This window comes from Pseudomonas sp. GW458-11-26-14-LB4, assembly GCF_059423925.1.
The window spans coordinates 1-20285 of record NZ_JBWKYU010000028.1 but is presented as its reverse complement, the minus strand read 5'-3'; the positions used below and the strand labels follow the sequence as shown (position 1 = coordinate 20285).

At 59.6% G+C, this 20285-nt stretch carries 20 protein-coding genes and 1 tRNA gene; 5 read left to right on the top strand and 16 right to left on the bottom strand.

What is annotated here, in order from left to right:
• Positions 1–8 precede the first annotated feature (8 nt).
• From rbsD to AC07XZ_RS27000, 7 genes are all read right to left on the bottom strand, one after another.
• Complete coding sequence (rbsD, locus tag AC07XZ_RS27030) at positions 9–413, bottom strand: D-ribose pyranase (protein ID WP_007956017.1); 405 nt, start codon at positions 411–413, stop codon at positions 9–11.
• Positions 410–1327, bottom strand: coding sequence for a ribokinase (rbsK, locus tag AC07XZ_RS27025; RefSeq protein WP_102688391.1), 918 nt, complete (start codon positions 1325–1327; stop codon positions 410–412). The genes rbsD and rbsK overlap by 4 nt, the downstream gene beginning before the upstream one ends.
• A gap of 24 nt (positions 1328–1351) precedes the next feature.
• On the bottom strand, positions 1352–2371 hold the full coding sequence (locus AC07XZ_RS27020; RefSeq protein ID WP_102688390.1) for a LacI family DNA-binding transcriptional regulator: 1020 nt from the start codon (positions 2369–2371) through the stop codon (positions 1352–1354).
• Between the two features lie 3 nt (positions 2372–2374).
• Complete coding sequence (locus AC07XZ_RS27015; protein ID WP_064594871.1) at positions 2375–3352, bottom strand: ABC transporter permease; 978 nt, start codon at positions 3350–3352, stop codon at positions 2375–2377.
• Entirely contained in the window at positions 3349–4902 is a 1554-nt protein-coding gene (locus AC07XZ_RS27010) for a sugar ABC transporter ATP-binding protein (RefSeq protein ID WP_102688389.1), read from the bottom strand. The genes AC07XZ_RS27015 and AC07XZ_RS27010 overlap by 4 nt, the downstream gene beginning before the upstream one ends.
• 55 nt (positions 4903–4957) lie before the next feature.
• Positions 4958–5914, bottom strand: coding sequence for a sugar ABC transporter substrate-binding protein (locus tag AC07XZ_RS27005; protein WP_007956008.1), 957 nt, complete (start codon positions 5912–5914; stop codon positions 4958–4960).
• 200 nt (positions 5915–6114) lie between these two features.
• A complete protein-coding gene (locus AC07XZ_RS27000) occupies positions 6115–6567 on the bottom strand; it encodes a hypothetical protein (protein WP_085747807.1) in 453 nt (150 codons plus the stop codon).
• Positions 6568–6916: 349 nt separating this feature from the next.
• Between AC07XZ_RS27000 and AC07XZ_RS26995 the strand changes: the two genes are divergently transcribed.
• The 3 genes from AC07XZ_RS26995 to AC07XZ_RS26985 all read left to right on the top strand — a co-directional run bounded on the left by AC07XZ_RS26995 (position 6917) and on the right by AC07XZ_RS26985 (position 9155).
• The gene (locus tag AC07XZ_RS26995) at positions 6917–8005 is read left to right on the top strand and encodes an asparaginase (RefSeq protein ID WP_007956004.1); all 1089 of its coding nucleotides are present in this window, start codon (positions 6917–6919) and stop codon (positions 8003–8005) included.
• 186 nt (positions 8006–8191) lie between these two features.
• A complete protein-coding gene (locus AC07XZ_RS26990; RefSeq protein ID WP_371857356.1) occupies positions 8192–8461 on the top strand; it encodes a DUF1654 domain-containing protein in 270 nt (89 codons plus the stop codon).
• Positions 8462–8465: 4 nt separating this feature from the next.
• Positions 8466–9155, top strand: coding sequence for an endonuclease (locus AC07XZ_RS26985; RefSeq protein ID WP_085612799.1), 690 nt, complete (start codon positions 8466–8468; stop codon positions 9153–9155).
• Between the two features lie 54 nt (positions 9156–9209).
• Here the strand turns inward: AC07XZ_RS26985 and AC07XZ_RS26980 are convergent, their stop codons facing one another.
• Both AC07XZ_RS26980 and AC07XZ_RS26975 read right to left on the bottom strand, forming a co-directional pair.
• Positions 9210–10112: a siderophore-interacting protein gene (locus AC07XZ_RS26980; RefSeq protein ID WP_102688388.1), complete on the bottom strand. Its 903-nt coding sequence runs from the start codon at positions 10110–10112 to the stop codon at positions 9210–9212.
• An 86-nt stretch (positions 10113–10198) separates the two neighbouring features.
• Positions 10199–10564, bottom strand: coding sequence for an SPOR domain-containing protein (locus AC07XZ_RS26975; RefSeq protein ID WP_102688387.1), 366 nt, complete (start codon positions 10562–10564; stop codon positions 10199–10201).
• Between the two features lie 251 nt (positions 10565–10815).
• On the opposite strand from AC07XZ_RS26975, the gene csrA reads away from it, so the two are divergent.
• Positions 10816–11010, top strand: a complete 195-nt coding sequence (csrA, locus tag AC07XZ_RS26970) for a carbon storage regulator CsrA (protein ID WP_003179932.1) — start codon at positions 10816–10818, stop codon at positions 11008–11010.
• 205 nt (positions 11011–11215) lie between these two features.
• Here csrA and AC07XZ_RS26965 read toward each other — a convergent pair whose 3' ends face one another.
• The 3 genes from AC07XZ_RS26965 to AC07XZ_RS26955 form a co-directional block, all read right to left on the bottom strand.
• Positions 11216–11671 (bottom strand): DUF2214 family protein, encoded by a 456-nt coding sequence (locus AC07XZ_RS26965; protein ID WP_102688386.1) that lies wholly within the window; start codon positions 11669–11671, stop codon positions 11216–11218.
• Between the two features lie 347 nt (positions 11672–12018).
• The gene (locus AC07XZ_RS26960; RefSeq protein WP_102688385.1) at positions 12019–12474 is read right to left on the bottom strand and encodes a GNAT family N-acetyltransferase; all 456 of its coding nucleotides are present in this window, start codon (positions 12472–12474) and stop codon (positions 12019–12021) included.
• 142 nt (positions 12475–12616) lie between these two features.
• Positions 12617–12693, bottom strand: a tRNA-Val gene (locus AC07XZ_RS26955).
• Between the two features lie 184 nt (positions 12694–12877).
• On the opposite strand from AC07XZ_RS26955, the gene AC07XZ_RS26950 reads away from it, so the two are divergent.
• A complete protein-coding gene (locus AC07XZ_RS26950; RefSeq protein WP_102688384.1) occupies positions 12878–14161 on the top strand; it encodes an NAD(P)/FAD-dependent oxidoreductase in 1284 nt (427 codons plus the stop codon).
• A gap of 52 nt (positions 14162–14213) precedes the next feature.
• Here the strand turns inward: AC07XZ_RS26950 and AC07XZ_RS26945 are convergent, their stop codons facing one another.
• From AC07XZ_RS26945 to AC07XZ_RS26930, 4 genes are read right to left on the bottom strand one after another with little or no spacing between them, the layout of a single operon-like run.
• Positions 14214–15185 (bottom strand): XdhC family protein, encoded by a 972-nt coding sequence (locus tag AC07XZ_RS26945; RefSeq protein WP_102688383.1) that lies wholly within the window; start codon positions 15183–15185, stop codon positions 14214–14216.
• 2 nt (positions 15186–15187) lie between these two features.
• Positions 15188–16423, bottom strand: a complete 1236-nt coding sequence (locus AC07XZ_RS26940; protein WP_102688382.1) for a c-type cytochrome — start codon at positions 16421–16423, stop codon at positions 15188–15190.
• Between the two features lie 2 nt (positions 16424–16425).
• Entirely contained in the window at positions 16426–16965 is a 540-nt protein-coding gene (locus tag AC07XZ_RS26935) for a (2Fe-2S)-binding protein (RefSeq protein ID WP_007956473.1), read from the bottom strand.
• A complete protein-coding gene (locus AC07XZ_RS26930; protein ID WP_085747825.1) occupies positions 16958–19789 on the bottom strand; it encodes a xanthine dehydrogenase family protein molybdopterin-binding subunit in 2832 nt (943 codons plus the stop codon). The genes AC07XZ_RS26935 and AC07XZ_RS26930 overlap by 8 nt, the downstream gene beginning before the upstream one ends.
• Between the last annotated feature and the right edge of the window lie 496 nt (positions 19790–20285).

Sequence of the window (20285 nt, the reverse complement as noted above, 5' to 3'; positions counted from 1 at the left end):
AACCCTGTTTAGAACGTAACTCCAGACACCAGCACGATGTTGCAGTACGGCTGGCATTCGCCCGTACGAACGATCGCTCGTGCCTGTCGGCTGAGTACTTTGAATTGCTCGTGACTGAGCAGGTCACGCCGCCCCAGCGAGCCTTCGTCATTCAGCTCGTCCAGCGTGGACAGCGCAGTCGGTTGCTTGTCGAAAATCTCCTTGGCCAGCGCGTGGCTTTCCACCTGCATCTCGCTGAGCACGACTTTCAGGGTGCTGACGAAATCCGGCACGCCATGCGTCAACGCCAGGTCGATCAGTTCGACACCCGGCGGCACCGGCAGGCCGGCATCGCCGATCACGACCATGTCGCCGTGGCCGAGGGAAGCAATCAGCCGCGACAGGGCGACATTGAGCAAAGGAGTCTTTTTCATGCGGGTTTGAATGCCTGTACGTCGGAGGTGGTGGGAATGGACGGCTGGGCACCTGCCCGGGTAACCGACAGGGCCGCAGCGACCTGCCCGAAACGAATGGCCTCGTCCTCGGTTCTGCCGGCCGCCAGTGCCGCCGAAAATCCGCCGACAAACGTATCCCCGGCGGCGGTGGTATCGACCGCCTTCACTTTGGGTGCAGGAAAATGCTGGTAACCCGTGCCGTTGACGAACAACGAGCCTTGAGCCCCCAGCGTGATGATGACCTTGCCGGCGCCCAGTGACATCAGGTGCGCAGCGGCTTTTTCAGCGGTCGCCAGCGAGTCCACCGGCAAACCGCTGAGGGCGGCGGCCTCGCTCTCGTTGGGAATCAGGTAATCGATGGCGGCAAACCAGTCTGCCGGCAGCGGGCGACTGGCCGGCGCAGGGTTGAGGATGACCGTCTTGCCCAGTTCACGTCCACGTTTCAGCGCATGGCCTACCGTGGCGTCGGGGATTTCCAATTGGCAGATGATCACGTCGGCCGCTTGCAGCACGGCGTCGAACCGGTCGATGACCGCCGGGGTCATCGAACCATTGGCGCCGGCCACGATGACAATCGCGTTCTGACTGTTGTCATCGACCACGATCAGCGCCACGCCACTGGAATCCTCCACTACGCTGACCGCCTGACAATCGATCTGCTCGGCCAGCAACGCGTGGCGCAATTGCACGCCATAGTCATCGTTGCCGACACAGCCGACCATCGACACCTGCGCACCCAGCCGTGCAGCGGCTACCGCCTGATTGGCGCCCTTGCCGCCGGACACAGTCGCGAAAGAATGGCCGATCAGCGTCTCACCGCCCCGGGGCAAGCGCGGCGCCCGAGTGACCAGGTCCATGTTCAGGCTGCCTATTACCACTACATTTGCGGACATACATCATTACTCATCAATTCGGTTTCAGCGGTATTCGGTGAACACCCCGGACAGCGGTGCAGTCGATTCGCGCAGGACAATACTCGGGGTCACGATCCGCTGATCCGTCGCCAGATCCGGGGTGGCAATTCTTCGCAACAACACTTCCGCGGCCATCTCGCCCAGTTGCAGGATCGACTGGCCCACGGTCGTCAGCGCTGGATACACGTAACGACTCATCTGGATATCGTCGAAGCCGATCACCGACAGCTCGGCGGGCACGCGCACGTTACGTTCCGCCGCCGCTCGCAACACGCCAATGCCGATCATGTCGTTACCGGCAAAGATCGCGCTCGGCGGGTTGTGCTCAAGCAGAACCGAAGCCGCGTTGTAACCGCCGGTGCTGGTGAAGTCGCTTTCCAGCATGCGCGACGGGGCCACTTCAACACCCGCCTCTTTCAGCGCTCGAGCAAAACCGGCCTGACGCATTTGCGCGACGCTGGTACTCGTCGGACCACCGATCGTGGCGATATCGCGATGACCGAGCTCAAGCAAATGCCGCGTCGCGAGGTACGCGCCATATTCGTGATCGATGCGCACCAGGTCGGCGTCCACGCCTTCGAGTCCACGGTCGACGATCACCATCGGCGTCTTTACGCCCGCCAGTCCTTGCGCCAGACCACTGTCGCCACCCGCAGAGGCGACGATCAAGCCGTCGATGCGCTTTTCCAACAGGACCCGCAGGTAGCTGCGCTGCTTGTCCGGGTTGTCGTCGGAGTTGCAGAGAATCACGCAGTAGCCGTTACGCTCGCAATAATCCTCGATCCCGCGCGCCAGTTCGGCGAAGTACGGGTTGAGGCTGTTGGGCACCAGCAAACCAATGGTGGCGGTGGTTTTCGCTTTCAGCGAACGGGCCACCGCGCTCGGCACATAGTCGAGACTCTTGATGGCCGCCTCGACCTTGAGCCGCACTTCTTCGCTCACCGGTCGGGTCTTGTTTACTACGTGGGACACGGTCGTGTAGGAAATTCCTGCAAGTGCCGCCACATCCTTGATCGTTGCCATTTATCAGCCCCGTCGGCTTGCGCGTTGACTGCGATAGGTGTCGAGCACCACGGCGATCACGATCACCGCACCGGTGATGATGCGCTTGGTCGGCTCGGTCGCGCCAATCTGCGCCAGACCGGCCGCCAGGACGGAGATGATCAACACACCGAAAAAGGTGCTGATCACCGAACCACGTCCGCCCATCAGGCTGGTGCCGCCGATCACCACGGCAGCGATGACTTGCAGCTCAAGGCCGGAACCAGCGTTCGGGTCGGCCGCTTCCAGCCGGGAAATCTGGAACAGCGCCGCAATGCCGGCGAGCAGCCCCATCAGGCTGAACACCAGAATTTTGTAGGGCTTGGGATTGATCCCCGCCAGACGCACCGCTTCTTCGTTGGTGCCAATGCCGATCAGATAGCGGCCGAACACGGTACGGGTCAGAACGGCCTGGGCAACGAAAATGACCAGCAAGGCGATGATGAACGACGGCGAAATGCCGAAGGCGATCGGGTTCGACAGCCAGGCGAAGGAATCACCGATATAGGCCGTGCGCGAACCGGTCATCTGATAAGCCAGGCCACGGGCCATTTCCAGAACACCGAGCGACACAATGAATGACGGAATTCGCCACGCCACGGTAATCGAGCCGGTCACCGTGCCGGCCAACGCCGCGACGGCCATCCCCAACAAGGCAGCCGGCAATACGCTCCAGCCCCAGCCAAGAATCGCCACGCTGACGGTAGATGCCGCGAGCGCCAGTACCGAGCCTACCGACAGGTCGATCCCGCCGATGATCAGGACGAACGTCATGCCCACCGCCAGAACCATCAGGTCGGGAATCTGGTTGGCCAGGGTGCTGAAGGTGTTGTACGACAGGAAATGGCTGCTCATGACCGAGAACAGCGCAATCATTGCCAGCAACGCGCCGGCCAGGCCCAGGTAAGTGCCGAGGCCGTAGAAGTTGCCACTGGATTTGCCGGCGGAAGATGCAGTTTTCATGGGAGATCCCTAGGCGCTGCTTCGTTGAGCAACGCATCACGTTTCTGGTAGCCGGCGAACGCGGCGGCAAGCAAGTCATCCTGGGTCCAGCTGTCGCGCTCGAACGTGTCGATCAGGCGCCCCGCCGACAACACTCCGATGCGGTCGCAGATCAGCATCAGCTCGCGCAAATCGCTGGACACCACGACCAGCGCCTTGCCCTGCCGAGTCAGTTCGCCGAGCAGGGCATAAATATCGAACTTGGCGCCGACATCGATACCGCGAGTCGGCTCGTCGAACAGCAGCACCGAACAGTCGCGCTCGAGCCAGCGACCGATCACCACCTTTTGCTGATTACCGCCGGACAGCTCGGACACCAGTTGCGTCGGGCTGGAACTGCGGATGCGCATGGCGTCGATCTGCCGCTGCGCGAGCTTCGTTTCATCGCCGTTGTTGACGAACCCGCCGCTGGAAATCTCCGGCATGTTGCCCAAAGCGATGTTGGCGCTGATCGACTGGCTCAGCAGCAGGCCTTCGCCCTTGCGATCCTCGGTGATCAAGGCGATGCCGTTGCGCACTGCATCGACTGGCGAGCGAATGCTCACCACCTGGGCCGGAGATCCGAGCGCCACCGTGCCGCTGTCCGCGACATCGGCGCCGAAGATCAGCCGCAAAAGCTCGGTGCGCCCTGCTCCGATCAGCCCCGAAATGCCGAAAATCTCACCGGCGCGAACCTCAAAGGACACGTCACGCACCTTGTCGGAGCGGGTCAGACCTTTGACCGTCAGGGCCGGCGCGCCGATGTTGCGAGCCCCCAGATCGATATGCTCGCCCAGCTCGCGACCGACCATCAGGGTGACCAGTTGCTCGCTGTTGTAATTTGCCATCGGCTCGACACAGACCAGGTTTCCGTCGCGCAACACGGCAATGCGCTGTGCTACCCGGGCCAGCTCTTCGAGGCGATGCGAGATGTAGATGATCGAGACGCCGCGCGCCTGCAGCCGAGTGATCTGCTCAAAGAGCATCTCGACTTCGCGTGCGGTCAGCATCGCGGTGGGTTCGTCGAGGATCAGCACGTGACAATCGCCGATCAGGTTACGGGCGATCTCGACCATTTGCTGGTGACCGATGCCCAGCTCGCCGACCAGTGTGTCCGGGTCGATGGCATCGAGGCCGACTTGAGCCATGGCTTCGATGGCGGCCTTGCGCAGCTGCTTGCGACTGATCCAGCCACCGTTACTTGGCAGGTTGTCGAGGAACAGGTTCTCCGCCACCGAAAGCGTCGGCAGCAGATTGAGCTCTTGCATGACCATGCGCACACCCAGCTCTTCAGCCTGCGTGCGACTGCCGGGGCGATAGTCCTTGCCCTGGAACTGCATCTGGCCGGTGGTAGGTGTGACCAGCCCGCCGATGATCTTCGACAGGGTGCTTTTGCCGGCACCGTTCTCACCGGTCAGCGCCAGCACTTCACCGCGCATCAACGTCAGGTCGATGCCGGTCAGAACCGGTTGCGCATAGGTCTTGCCGATACCGCTGACCGAGAGGACAGCGTTCGGAGCGGAAACTGACATAAAAATCTCCATGCGCTCGCCCGGACGGACGAGCGCCGTTGTGTCGCCAGAGGACTTATTTGGTGACCAGCTCGACTGGTGTCTCAATCACACCATTCGCACCACTGTCGACTTTCTCGCCCTTGATGATTTTCAGCGCAGTCTCGATGCCAAATACCGCTTGCTTCGCAGCGTACTGGTCGGCAGTCGCCAGAACGCGGCCGTCCTTCAGCATGGGCTTGATGGCATTGATGTTGTCGTAACCGACAACCTGCACCTGACCGGCCTTGCCGGCAGCGCGCACGGCGGAAACGGCACCCACGGCCATGCTGTCGTTACCGGCCAGCAGCGCCTTGACGTCCGGGTACTCGCTGAGAATCGAAGCGGCCACCTTGTTGCCCTTGTCGATTTCCCAATCGCCGGACTGCAGGGAAACAACCTTGATCTGCGCAGCCTCCATCGCATCCTTGAAGCCAGCGGTACGCTGCTGGGCGTTGGTCGTCGTGGAGACGCCTTCAATGATGCCGACTTCGTCACCGGCCTTCAGTTGCTTGGCCAGGTACTCGCCCACCAGACGCGCGCCCTTGCGGTTGTCCGGGCCTACGAACGGAACGCTGATGTTCTTGCTTTTGATCACAGCCGGATCGAGCTGGTTGTCGATGTTGATCACAGTGATACCGGCATCGACGGCTTTCTTGATCACCGGCACCATCGCCTTGGAATCAGACGGTGCGATGACCAGCGCGTTGACCTTTGCCAGAATCATCTGCTCGACGATGCGCGTCTGCCCCGCCGTGTCGGTTTCGTCCTTGATGCCGTTGGAGATCAGGTCGAAATCGGCGGAGTGTTCTTTCTGGTAGGCCTTGGCGCCGTCTTCCATGGTCAGGAAGAATTCGTTGGCCAGGGATTTCATGACCAGGGCGACTTTGGGTTTTTCAGGGGATTCGGCGAAAGCCGAAGAGACAGGCAGTGCGGCGGATGCGGCAGCCAGCATGGCGACAGCAAGAAGACGTCCAGCGAATGGCAGCTTCATGGGTTCACTCCGATCTTATGATTATTGTGAGCAACGCTTGCGCTGGCGTAAGCTCGCTGCACCCCACGACAATTCAATCCATCGCGAAGGCCGCGCAAACGTTTGCGTAGACCGAACTATGCGAATCACGCCGACATTTGTCAACAATCAGAAATCGGTATCTCATCGCAGGGCGAATCCACGGATTCGCCCTTGAGTGTTCAAGCCGTAGTGTTGACCACATTACCGGCAGAAGAACCCTTCGACATTTCCTTGACCAGTGCAGCCGAGACTTCCAGCAGGGCACCGCTGGTTTGAGCGATCTGCCCCTGGATGGACATCACCGCTTGCGACTTGGCTTCGGGGGTTGGATAACTCGCAGCCTGCGCGGCGGCCAGTTGTTGCTGCTGCTCCTGAAGCTGCTTCTGCAGTTCCTGCATCCGTTTGAGCAGCGTCTTGATAGTGATGCTCAGATTGTCACCGCCTTGAGCCTCGCTCGCGCTTGCTTCCTGGGCAGGACCACCGGTTCTGACCTGATTGGTTTCAACCTTCTCGGTACCCAGTGCCTCGGCTGACGCATCGGCTTCAGCTTCACTCATTGCATTGATCGTCGCAGCAGTTTTACCGCCGATCGTGACCGAACCGGGATTTGAAAAACCGATAGTCAATGACATTTGAACTCCTGAAAAATTGAATCCCTGTCAAGGCGCATCGGCCAGCGCGCCGTTTTCTTTAGCAGAGATCTGGAAAGCAGCCAGTTCAGTCTGAGGACGAGGCTCGTAGTCCTTTTCGGTGAGCCGAACGAGAAAACATCCCGCGTTCGGAAACCCGGATGAGCTAGGCAAGCTCACAACCACTCTTCAAATAAATCTTGATTCAAATCATAAGGTTAAACATTTCTCTCAAGCACAGTACGACTGGTACAGATCCTGCTCCCTCCCTGCACCCCTGGCATTCAGATCGGCCCGGGGCGCATCTAGATGAACCTGCATCAGCACCGTCTCACTACTAGAGAGAAAAATAATGACATCTGCTTTGAAGAGTTTCGTTCCGGGCGCTTTGGCCCTCCTCCTGCTCCTGCCAACTGCCCTCCAGGCAAAAGAAGCTGAAACCCAGGCCAAGCTGGCCAATGTAGTGGTCTTGGCCACCGGCGGCACCATTGCCGGCGCGGGCGCCAGCGCTGCCAACAGCGCGACTTATCAGGCCGCGAAAGTGGGCATCGAACAATTGATCGCCGGCATTCCCGAACTGAGCACGCTGGCCAATGTGCGTGGCGAACAGGTCATGCAAATCGCCTCGGAAAGCATCACCAACGAAAACCTCCTGCAACTGGGACGTCGCGTTTCCGAACTGGCCGACAGCAAAGACGTCGATGGCATCGTCATCACCCACGGCACCGATACCCTGGAAGAGACCGCGTACTTCCTGAACCTGGTGGAAAAAACCGACAAGCCGATCATCGTCGTCGGCTCCATGCGCCCGGGCACCGCCATGTCGGCGGACGGCATGCTAAACCTGTACAACGCCGTGGCCGTCGCCAGCAGCAAAGAAGCGCGCGGCAAAGGCGTACTGGTGACCCTGAACGATGAAATCCAGTCAGGTCGCGATGTCAGTAAGATGATCAACATCAAAACCGAAGCGTTCAAAAGCGCCTGGGGTCCGCTCGGCATGGTGGTAGAAGGCAAATCCTACTGGTTCCGCCTGCCAGCCAAGCGCCACACCATGGATTCGGAATTCGACATCAAAAACATCAAGAGCCTTCCTGATGTAGAAATCGCCTATTCCTACGGCAATGTCAGCGACACAGCCTACAAGGCCCTCGCCCAGTCCGGCGCCAAGGCGATCATCCATGCCGGTACCGGCAACGGCTCGGTTTCCTCGCGCGTGGTTCCGACCCTGCAGGCGCTGCGCAAGGACGGCGTGCAGATCATTCGCTCGTCTCACGTCAATGCCGGTGGTTTCGTCCTGCGCAACGCCGAACAGCCTGACGACAAATACGACTGGGTGGTTGCTCACGACCTGAACCCACAGAAAGCCCGCATCCTGGCCATGGTCGCGCTGACCAAGACCAACGACAGCAAAGAGCTGCAACGGATGTTCTGGGAATACTGATTCATCCTCGCCTGATCCTTTCCTGATCGGGCACTGACTTCACCCTTCGTCAACTTGACGGAGGGTGAAGCTTGCGCCTCCTCCAAAGATAAATTTCACCTGAGTGACATCAAACCCGGAAAACCGCTGTCAGAGGATTTTCTTGAATTTTAAGCAGTTGCGAAAATGCCTACAGTTAAATACTGTATGCACGTACAGCTTAATAAGGATAACCTCGTGGCCACTTCCCCTGATGCTCCTGACGCTTACGAACGCATGGGCATGCGCGTTCAAAAAATCATCAATTCCCCCACCGCACAAAAAGCCAAAGCCGCACTGATCTTCCGCCTTCCGGACGAGCCGGTGGATGACTGGGAGCGCTTGCTGGAAGAGATCGACGAGAACGACAACGTCACCCTCGCCTACCGCGACGATGGCGGTGTACAGATTTTCTGGGTTGTGCCGAAGGAAGATTGATTCAATGATTCTGCGTTTTGCTGCTGTGCTGTTGCTGTTCATTTCCCTGGGTGCGCAAGCTGGCGCGCCGCGTACGTTCACCGAAGCCAAGAAGGTCGCCTGGAAGCTGTACGCACCACAATCCACCGAGTTCTATTGCGGGTGCAAATACACCGGCAACAAGGTCGATCTTGCCGCCTGCGGCTACGTCCCGCGCAAGAACGCCAAGCGAGCGTCCCGCATCGAATGGGAGCACATTGTTCCGGCCTGGCAGTTCGGCCATCAGCGTCAATGCTGGCAGGAAGGCGGCCGCAAGAATTGCACCCGCTACGACCCGAGCTATCAGAAAGCCGAAGCCGACCTGCACAACCTGGTGCCGAGCATCGGCGAGGTGAATGGCGACCGCAGCAATTTCAGCTACGGCTGGCTGCCGGTCGAAAAAGGTCAGTACGGCTCCTGCCTGACTCAGGTCGACTTCAAGGCGAAGAAGGTCATGCCCCGCCCTTCGATCCGCGGCATGATCGCCCGCACCTACTTTTACATGAGCAAACAATACGGCTTGCGCTTGTCGAAGCAGGATCGACAACTGTACGAAGCCTGGGACAAGACTTACCCGGTGCAAGACTGGGAGCGCCAGCGTAATCAGAGCGTGGCGTGTGTGATGGGGCGCGGCAACGAATTTGTCGGCCCGGTGAACCTGAAAGCCTGCGGTTGATTGTCTGATCAAAAGAAAAGGCCTTGAGCGATAAACTCAAGGCCTTTTTTGTGCTCAACCGCCGGATTTGTTGTGACGCCAGTAGCCCATCAGATTGAGTGACTCGCGCGGAATGCCGCGCTCCTTGATGAGGTATTTGCGCAGGCTCATGACCGCAACGGATTCTCCGGCGATCCAACCATAGAAACACTCGCTGGCCGTATCGGCGATCTCCCACAGAATCTCTTCTTCGATGTCGACATCCGCCAGCTCGACCGCTTGCCCAACCGGCGATGCATCGACAGGCAACGTCGCCTGCTGCACGGCTTCCACCATCAACGTGCCGGCAGTTGCGTGATCGCGGATCAGCCATTGCACCGAAAGTCCGGGCCAGTCAGGAACCGCCAACATATCCTCACGACTGTCGACTTCAAAAAACGCCTGGGCCTGCGGCGGTTCAGTAAGTGTCGCCAGTTCTTCCAGGATCCCCATGGCGGCCGGCAACGCTGTGGCGTCGGCGACCAACAGAAGTTGCTTGAGCGTTTGCGGTGGCTTCCATTCAAATCCCCCCGCCTCTTGTGCCGAGAATCGGCTGTCGGGCGCCAGAATCTGCATCGACTCGCCAGGTTGCGCTCGCAACGCCCAACGGGAGGCCGGGCCGGTTTCGCCGTGCAGGACGAAATCGATATCGACTTCACCCGACTCGGCACGCAAATGACGGATGGTGTAAGTGCGCATCGCCGGGCGACGATCAACCAGCATCGAGCGGAAACGGGCGTACCACCCTTCGCCCTGAGAAAGCTTGGCGGGTGAACCGTCGGCTGCCGGGAAAAACAGCTTCACTCGCTGATCCGGCGCCCAGGTCGCCATCTCGGTGACCGTGGGGCTTGCGAGCGTGATCCGCATGAGATGCGGGCTCAATTGCTGCTTGTGACGCAAAACGACGTCGAACAACTTGTAAGGATTGGCGGAGGCCATGCGGAGCTCCTTCTGGGTATCTTCAGTGACTCCTTGAAAAACGAATCACGGGGGACACCCTTTAGTCAGCTCCGTCGAAAGGCCCCTTATTGCGTCGCCGTGCGCTCGATCACCAGCGTTTCGATGTTCTGCTTCTTCGCCTTGATCAATGCGGCGTTCACATCTGCCTGGCGCGCCTCGGCGTCAGCCTTCGAATTGAAAGGGCCGAGCAGGATCCGGGTCTTGCCGCTGGCGTCCTTGATGACACTGGCCACAAAGCCATGCTCTATCAGCCAGCCGCTGAGGTCGCTGACGGCCTGAGGGGTTTCACCGCGCACTTCGAGATCCCACTGCGGGCCCACCGCAGCAGGCGCCGCTACCACCGCCGGTTTCGGCTTTTGCGCATCCACACTCTTGCCTTCGCCACATCCTGCCAATGCCAGTGCCGCGACTACCCAGACCAATTTGCGCACAACGCTTCCCTCTGAATTCTCAAAGCGGCGATCTTAACATTCGAGAATACTTTCCGAGCCCCGCAAATTGCGGCATAAAACTACGAGATTGATGCCGACGGCCCCTGTATAGTTACGCGCTGGGAATTAATGCCGCTGCTGCGCGTCAGAAAGAGGCACCCAAACTGTAAGACTTCGCACTAATCTATACGTACCACCGACCTCTGCACTGTCTGAATCAGGTGCCCTACAAAGCAATCAAGGAGAAGACCATGCTGATACTCACCCGCAAAGTCGGTGAAAGCATAAACATTGGTGATGACATCACGATCACCATTCTCGGCGTCAGCGGCCAGCAAGTTCGAATCGGCATCAATGCTCCGAAGAACGTTGCAGTGCACCGGGAAGAGATCTACCAGCGCATCCAGGCTGGCCTGACCGCACCGGACAAGCCACAAACGCCCTGAGCCCTAAGCAGTCAGTAGCCAGTTCGTTTGCCTGCGCGCAATGACTGGCTAAAGATTCAAGCGCCGTATTGCCATCCCCCACCTCCCTGGTGACGGCGCGTGCCACGCCACTTCCTGCCTCAACCCTTCTCGCAACCGATACTAACCGTCATTCAACGAGCTGGCTGTCGGACATTTCCGAATAGCGGCTGGGAATCTCGCCCGACTAGCCGAATGTAACGCCACGCGCCATTCCGGTGGCCGCCACGACCATCAATACCAACAGAAGCGCTTCGGCATGACTGATCCGCGCGAACATCTTTGCACGCCCCGTGTCAGGGACAGCGCCGCGCGCCTTGGACACGCGCCATTTGATCAGGGTGATCATCGGCATGAGTTCCAGAAGCAGAATCAGCACGAACAGCGTCATCTTCAGATGAAACAGTGGCTGATGCAGGTAATAGTCGGTTCCCTTCTCATAACCTGCGAAGGCGCGCATGCCGCCGGTGACGAGCAACACCAACGCCGAAAGCCCCCAAAGATTGTCGGCTAGCAACACTCGCCCGACATCACCGGAGCCGGACGCCAAACGACTGAAGGCCGTCCCACGCGTCAACACCGCCCAGAAGCCCATGGCAAAAGCCAGTAAATGAATCGCTGCAAGAAACCAATGAACCAGCATCGATGAACTCCTGTCCGGCAGAGCTGAAATCAGCCTGACAGTAGTAGTCGAAAAAATATGGACTTGCCTGTCACCGCTCCCGGAAAACAGGAACGGGCGAGACGAGAGGCTGGGCAGAGGTGCGGGAAAGGCAAATCGCGGGCAAAAAAAATCCCAAGCAGCTGATGGAAGCTTGGGATTTAAAAATGCATAAACCGTGGTGGTGAACGCGGGGCGGATATTACTGATTTTTCCAGTATGTAACAACGTATTTTTGATAACCGGATGGTTAATAAAATCCGTAACCCCTTAAATATCCACACTATTTAAAAGGTCGCTCGCGACGGTCGGCGACGAATGGATCAAAATCAATCACGATCAATACGCGCTTGGCTCAAGAATTTTACAAAAATGAGCTCGGGATCCCCCGGATCCAGATTCTCTACCATTCCGCTGTGCTGATATCCAAGATTTGTAAGCAGCTGTCGCATCGGCGAGTTGGACGTATTGGTCGACGTGAAGATCTTTTCTGCACAAGCATGCTGCTCCAGACCGCTCACGATCTGCCGCCCCACGCCGGAACGCCTGTTCGCACTGGAGACGATCACGAGAGGTATGAACCACTCTCCAAGAAAGCTTCGATCCAGACATCCGTAGCCGACGGGAGCGCCAGGATCGTCCGCCTCGCAGACAACCCAGCACTCCTGCGCCCGTACAGCCCTCGCGATGTACTCGCGACGGCAGCTATCTTTTTCAGCGACAGGATCAATCTTCAACAGGCTTTCGATATCGCCTGGACCGGCGCGCCTGAATTGGCGACTCATGAATACACCTCTGCAAATGTGCCGGAGTGTAGCTGCGGTCGACCAAACCGAAATTTTGCAAAGGCTCTGAAATCGCAGACAACAAAAAAGGGCTCACCTTTCGGTGAGCCCTTCCAGACCGCCCAGCAGAGCGGATTTTGTTTGGTAGGCGCGATTGGACTCGAACCAACGACCCCCACCATGTCAAGGTGGTGCTCTAACCAACTGAGCTACGTGCCTGCTGTGAGGCGGCATTCTACGGAATTCCGAAGGGGTGTCAACACCTTTTTTTCACCTAACCCTATGAATATGCAAAATATTTAATTTCGACCCGCCGCAAGAAGATTTCCCGGTGGCTGGCGGAGGTTTTTCAACTGGGGTAGGATCGCTGCACTCGTAAAATATATTAAACAGAGGCTGCAGGATGGCGAACACCCCTTACCCAGAGTCTTATTACGCTGCGTCGGCCAACGCCGTGCCACCACGCCCTGCCCTGCAGGATGACGTGGAGACGGATGTCTGTGTGATCGGCGCTGGTTATACGGGACTTTCCTCGGCCCTGTTCCTGCTCGAGAACGGTTTTCGCGTGACCGTGCTGGAAGCCGCCAAGGTCGGCTTCGGCGCTTCGGGGCGCAATGGCGGACAAATCGTCAACAGCTACAGCCGTGACATCGATGTGATCGAACGCAGCGTCGGCCCGAAACAGGCACAACTGCTCGGGCAGATGGCGTTCGAGGGCGGCCGGATCATTCGTGAACGCGTCAGCAAGTACAACATCCAGTGCGACCTGAAAGACGGTGGCGTATTCGCCGCCCTCACCGCCAAGCAAATGGGCCACCTCGAATCGCAGAAGCGCCTGTGGGAACGCTTCGGCCATACCCGACTGGAACTGCTCGATCAGCGGCGCATCCGCGAAGTGGTGGCTTGCGATCAATACGTCGGCGGCATGCTCGACATGAGCGGTGGCCATATCCACCCGCTTAACCTGGCATTGGGCGAAGCTGCTGCCGTGGAATCCCTGGGTGGCACCATCTATGAACAGTCGCCGGCCGTGCGCATCGAACGCGGCGCCAATCCGGTTGTGCACACGCCGCAGGGCAAGGTCAGATCCAAATTCATCATCGTTGCCGGCAACGCCTACCTCGGCAATCTGGTGCCGGAACTGGCGGCCAAATCGATGCCGTGCGGCACTCAGGTCATCACCACCGAGCCATTGGGCGATGAGCTGGCGAAATCCCTTCTGCCGCAGGACTACTGCGTCGAAGACTGCAACTACCTGCTCGACTACTACCGCCTCACGGGCGACAAACGCCTGATCTTCGGCGGCGGCGTGGTGTATGGCGCGCGGGATCCGGCGAACATCGAGGCGATCATCCGCCCGAAAATGCTCAAGGCCTTCCCGCAACTCAAGGACGTGAAGATCGACTACGCCTGGACCGGAAACTTCCTGCTGACCCTGTCGCGTCTGCCTCAGGTTGGGCGCCTGGGCGATAACATCTATTACTCCCAGGGCTGCAGCGGCCACGGCGTGACCTACACGCATCTGGCCGGCAAGGTATTGGCCGAGGCGCTGCGCGGGCAAGCCGAGCGCTTCGATGCGTTTGCCGACTTGCCGCACTACCCGTTCCCCGGCGGGCAACTGCTGCGCACACCGTTTGCCGCGCTGGGCGCGTGGTACTACGGACTGCGCGACAAGCTCGGTTTCTGACGAGCCAAAAAAAGGGCCGCTGAATAGCGGCCCTTTTTACATTCAGCTCAAATCACAACTGATCCCGCGCAATCCCGCTGCGAATCCGCAGGATATCCGCGAGCACCGCCAAAGCGATTTCCGACGGCGTCTTGCTGCCGAGGTTAAGACCGATCGGCGCATGAATCCGCGCCAGTTCGCTTTCCCCCAGACCGCCAATCCGGCGCAATCGCTCGAAGCGCTTCTGCGACGTCTGCTGCGAACCCATTACGCCAATGTAGAACGCTTCGGTACGCACCGCTTCCATCATCGCCAGATCGTCGATACGCGGATCGTGGGTCAACGCCACCACCGCCGTATCCCGGTGACAACCACCATCGGCGATAAACACCGACGGCAATTGCCGGCGGATCTCCACGCCATTGAGCACCGCGCCTTCCAGCACCTCATGACGTGGGTCGCAGAGAATCACTTCGAAGCCGAGACCCACCGCGAACTCCGCACACGCCTGCGCCACGCTGGAATACCCCGCCAGCAGCAAGCGCTGAGCGGCGCCGATGCGGATCCGTACCCGGTCGATTTCACGCTCGATCCGCGCACCCTGTTCGCGATCGGCAAACAGGCTACGCGCGCCCGTGGTCAGATCGACCTCGCGAATCAACCGGCGCCGCCCCAGCAACGCCGATTCGAGTTCACGCAGGTGCGCCTGCACATCGCAGCCGGCGTCAAATTTCTCTACCAGCACGTCGAGAATGCCGCCGCACGGCAGGCTGACCCGCGAGCGCGGATCGTCACCTTCGCCATAACGCACGACATTGATCGCATCGAGAAACGCACCTTCGGCGACGCGTTCGAGAAAGTCTTCCTCGACGCAACCACCGGACAGCGACCCGATCCACTGTCCGCCGTCGTTCACCGCCAGCAGTGAACCCGGCGCGCGCGGCGCCGAGCCGTAGGTGGTCAGCACGGTGCAAAGCCAGATGCGCTGCCCCGCCGTCGACCACTCCAGCGCCCGACGCACAACCTGCAGATCGAGATGCTGCATGATCAGTGCGCCTTGTGCTCGATGGACGGGGCGTCAGCCTGAAGCTTCTGCACATCGCTGACCGCCAGCTCGGCCGACTGACCACCCCAACCCTGACGCAGGTAGTTCAGCAGATCGGTCAGTTGATCAGCACTCAGCTTGTCGGCGAAACCCGGCATCGGCTGCATGTGTTCGAATCCGGCGAATTTCTGTTCGCCGATACCATCCTCGATCACTCGCAACAGGTTGCGCGGGTCTTCCAGACGCAGCGTGGTGTTGCCGCGCATGGCCACCGCGATGTGCGGCTTACCCTCGCCACCGGCCGCGTGACAGCCGGCGCAGACGTTCAAGTATTCCTGACGACCGCGTTGAGCGCTGGCACTGAGTTTTTCCACCGGCACGTCGGTCAGCTCTTTCGCCGCCGGAGGCTTGTCGCCCAGCAGGAACATCGCCATCGCCGCCAGATCCGGATCATTCAGGCCCTGAGTGCTGTTGTGGAACACCGGGAACATCTCGTTGAACATCGTGCCCTGGGCGCTCATGCCGTGCTTGAGGAACGTGCTCAGGTCCTGATGGTTCCAGCCGCGGGCCGCCAGATCAGTGGCCAGCAGGCTCGGTGCCAGATAGCCGTTGAGGATGCCGCCGGTCAGGCGCTTGTCCAGTTGCATCGCGCCCGGCAGGCCGCGTGGCGTATGGCATTCGCCGCAATGGCCGAGCACTTCGACCATGTACTGGCCGCGTTTCCAGGCGTCGCTTTTGCCTTCGGCAGATTCGAGCTTCAAGGCTTTGCCGTACATCATGTTCCAGCCGATCAGGCCCGGACGCACGTTGAACGGAAAGCTAAGGCTGGTCACCGGTGCGGCACGCTCGATTGGCTCGATGGTTTTCAGATACGCGTGAATCGCATCCGAATCCGCACGCGGCATCAAGTGATACGAGGTGTACGGCATCGCCGGATAGAGGTTCGCGCCGTCACGGCGCTTGCCTTCAGTCAGCGCAGCGAAAAACTCGTCGTCGTTGTACAAACCGATGCCGTGCTCTTTGCTTGGAGTGATGTTGGTGCCGTAGATCGTGCCGAACGGCGACACGATCGGCAGGCCGCCAGCAAATGGCGCGCCGCCGGGCGCCGTGTGGCACGCCATGCAGTCGGCCGCGCGGGCGAGGTATTCGCCGCGCTTGACCTGATCATCCGCGTGCACCGCCAACACAGGCACAGCCAGCCCGACCGCCAGGGTCAGGCGGGTCAGTAATTGCTTCATGCTTAACCCTCCTTGACCAGGCCGAGATCGGTCAGCACGTTGCGGGTGGCGTTGTAGTAACGCACGTACCCGGTGCAACGGCAGACGTGATGGCCGAGGCTGTCCTCGATGACTTGTTCCAGTTTGCTTTTGACGATTGGCTGGCGTTGCAGCTTTTCCACCAGCACGGTCGCGGCGTTGACGAAGCCCGGCGCGCAATAGCTGCACTGGAAGGCGAATTCGTCGACGAAACGCTGCTGGATCGGGTTCAGTTCGGTGACTTGGCCCTGCTCGTCGCGCTTGGCGTGACCTTCGATGGTGCGGACTTTCTTGCCCTCAAAGTAATGCGCGCCAGTGATGCAGGTGCGCACTTCTTCGCTGGTGCCGTCCGGGTTGTCGACGATCACCACGCAGGCGTGGCAGATGCCCTGGCCGCAGCCCAGGCGCGAACCGGTGAGGTTCTTGTATTCGTGCAGGTAATCGATCATCGGTAGGTCATCAGGGATGTCCACCGGGCCGACGGATTGACCGTTGAGGGTCAGTTGAAGCGGACGGTTAGCCATTGAGGGCCTCCTTGATGCGCGCAGCAGTGATTGGCAGATCGCGAACACGTTTACCGATGGCGTGGGCCACGGCGTTACCGATGGCACCGACCACCGGGATCATCACCACTTCGGCGATGCCTTTGGACGGGTCACTTGGGGACAGCGGCGGCAGGATTTCCGACGTCTGTTTCCAAACAGCCACGTGGCGCGCCATCGGCAGGCGATAACGGTTGAAGTTCCAGTCACCCTCCCCCGGCCCGCCTTCGTACAGCGGCATCTCTTCCATCAAGGCGTGACCGATGCCCATGGCGATTCCGCCTTCGAGCTGGCCACGAACCAGTTCTTCGACCAGCACCCGGCCGCATTCCAGCCACGAGTGATGGTTGAGCACTTCGACTTCTGCCGAACCTTTGTTGACCTTCAACTCGACCAGCGTTGCGACTGGGCTGTAGTAGGTCACGGCGGCGTTGTTCAACTGAACCACCGGGTAGGCGATGTTCTGCCGATCCAGCAGGTGGAAACCGGCACTGGTCATCTGCGCCTTCTTCGCCTTAGGGGCGCCGTCACCGTACTTCACCGCCAGACCGTCAAGCGGCAGACGCTCGCGCACGCCGTCGATGCTGTATTCGGCTTCGGCCCAGCTCCAGCGGTTAAAACCGTGAACCGTGGCGCCGGTGACCAGACCGCGCTCGTGAGCACGCTTGGCCAGCTCTTCGAAGGTCAGCGGCTGCATGCCGTTGGCGGTCAGTTTGCCGTCGACCCAGTGCGCATCTTCGCGACGCACCACGTAAGGGTTGGCCTGGCCGCCGTACGGGCCCTGACGCCAGATCTCCAGCGCCGCCGGCCACAGACCGTGGTTGAACAGCACGCGCGCCGCTTCACGGGTGGCGTGGCTGAAGTAGTAGGCGGAGTTGGTCGCGGACGAGGCCGATGCCAGCTTGCCGACCCAGCGCGGATTGCGCAGGAAGTTGTCCTGCTCGGCCTGACTCATGATGTAAGGGTTGCCGGCGGTGACCAACTGCATTTCATCCCACTCGGTTTCACCGGTCTTCACATCGTGAGCCGCGCTGCCGAGGAAATCAGCCACCACCAACGCTTGCGAGGTGGACATGCCGGTGCCGATCTCGATGCCGATGTGACGCAGGGAAATGCGCCCGTCAGCGGTGAACTCGATGCTGGCCATCGGCGCTTCGGAACCGGTGCCGAAGTCTTTCTGGCAAATGGCGAAACCTACGCCGTACCAGTTGTCCGGGTCTGCCGCTTCGCGCTGCTTTTTGATCGCGTCGCGGTTTTTCCAGACTTCGTGCAGCGAAGCCTTGTCGAGAATCTCGTGCAGGCGCAACGCACCGGCCGGGATCGCGCCCTGAGTGTTTTTCATTCCCGAGCGCAGCGCGTTCTTGCGGCGCAGATCAATGGCGTCGACACCAAGGCGATCGGCGATTTCGTCGACCATCATTTCGGTGGAGGCCATGCTCTGCAGCGTGCCGTAGCCGCGCATCGAACCCGCTTCAACGGCGCGGGAATGGTAAGCGGTGACCTGCAGGTCGTTCTGCGGCATGTAGTAGATCGACTGTGCCGCAGTAGCGCCAACGGCGGCCACCGACGGGCTGTAGTTGATCCGGCCACCACCGTCGACACTCATCTCGGCACGGAAAATCTTGAAGCTGTGATCGGTCTTGTCCACTGCCAATTGGTAGCGGATGTCGAACGGGTGACGCTTGATGCCGCTCTGGAACTGCTCGTAGCGGTCGTTGGCCAGGCGAATCGGCACACCTGCGCCGTACAACGCCGCCAGGGCCGCGTAGTAGACGAAAATATTGTGGTCTTTGGAGCCGTAACCGACGGTGTAGCCCGGGTGCATGTTCAGGTTCGCCAGGCCGAAACGCGACGGCCCGATCATCTTCGCGGTCTCGGTGGCGGTTTCCAGCGGACATTGGGTAGCGACGACGAAATGCAGGGTCTTGGTCGCCGAGTCGTACCAGCCGTTGCCGTTGTCCGGCTCCATCGCGGCCGGTTCGATCGACGGGGTTTTGTAGCGTTCGTCGAACACCAGCCAGTTGTCCGGCGGGGTGTCGATCTCTTTTTTCATGCGATCGGCGTAGAACAGGCCGCGCTCGGTCAGGTTGCCGTGCAGGTTCGGCTGGGAATTCCACACCGGACGACGGTTTTTCAGCATCGGGAACAGGATCGAGTCCTTGAGGCTGGCGAACTCGTCTTCGTCCGCCGACGTCGGGCCACCGACGCGCACGTAGCGAAAACTGCCATAGGGATCGCCTTCGTAGAACGGTACTTGCGCACCGTAACGAATCGCTTTGTCATTGAATTTGAGTTTGTTCTTGGCTTGGCGGAAACGCTCGAAGTCGTTCCAGATCAGGATCGCAACCGGGTGGCCGATGAACATCGGCACTTTGCCTTCCGGCAGCAGCGGATCCGGTGCGTGCTCTTCAGGGAACACGATGCCGTCCTTGTCCAGGTCGGCGGCGGTAACGATACGATCAGGCTGCAGATCGGCGCCGAGCCACGACAGGTCGTAACCGTCGTAGATGCGGTCGGCCTTGATGGTTTTCAGCAACATGGCGTGGCCTTGCTGCTGGGGCCAGCCCGGCATGTCCTTGGAACGGATGTCGCGGGCAAACACTTTGCTGCCGCAGACCTTGGACAAGGCATCGTTACGCTGGCGCGCCTTGCCGTTATTACCGAGCCACTGCTCGGACGGCACGGTCACGCTGTTTTCCATCAAGGCAGCCAGCGCCTGACTGCTGAGCGGTGTGAACGTAACGCTCACACCCGCCACCAGCCCGCCCTGAAGGAACGAGCGCCGGGATATTTCACGGTTGGACATGGATCATCCTCTGGGCGGTTATGGATCCGCCCTTCTGGTTATCTACTGGGAATCTCGAGTCTTGCAGAAGCCCTTTTTGGCTAAACAAAGGGCGTGATGACAGTGCAAAGCTGACCGAAAGGTTAACTTTAAAGGTTTCTGCGCTCGCAGCAAACAACCAGTTACAAAAATTTGACCAAAGAATCAAAAATCAATGCGGCATCGCATCGCAGCGACCCATGGACGCAGGCGCAGATTGCGCGACAGCATCGAACGAGCCACGGCTTGCGTTCGTCGCCGGCTACAAAGGAGGAATTGGGGAAAGGTCAAATTTCAGACACAAAAAACCCCGGTCTTTCGACCAGGGTCTTTGCTATCGATGCCGAATCAACCCGAGGTTGCTTTCGGTGTTTCAAGGCGTTCAGTGGTCCTTGAAACAGATATGGCGCAGCGGACGGGACTCGAACCCGCGACCCCCGGCGTGACAGGCCGGTATTCTAACCGACTGAACTACCGC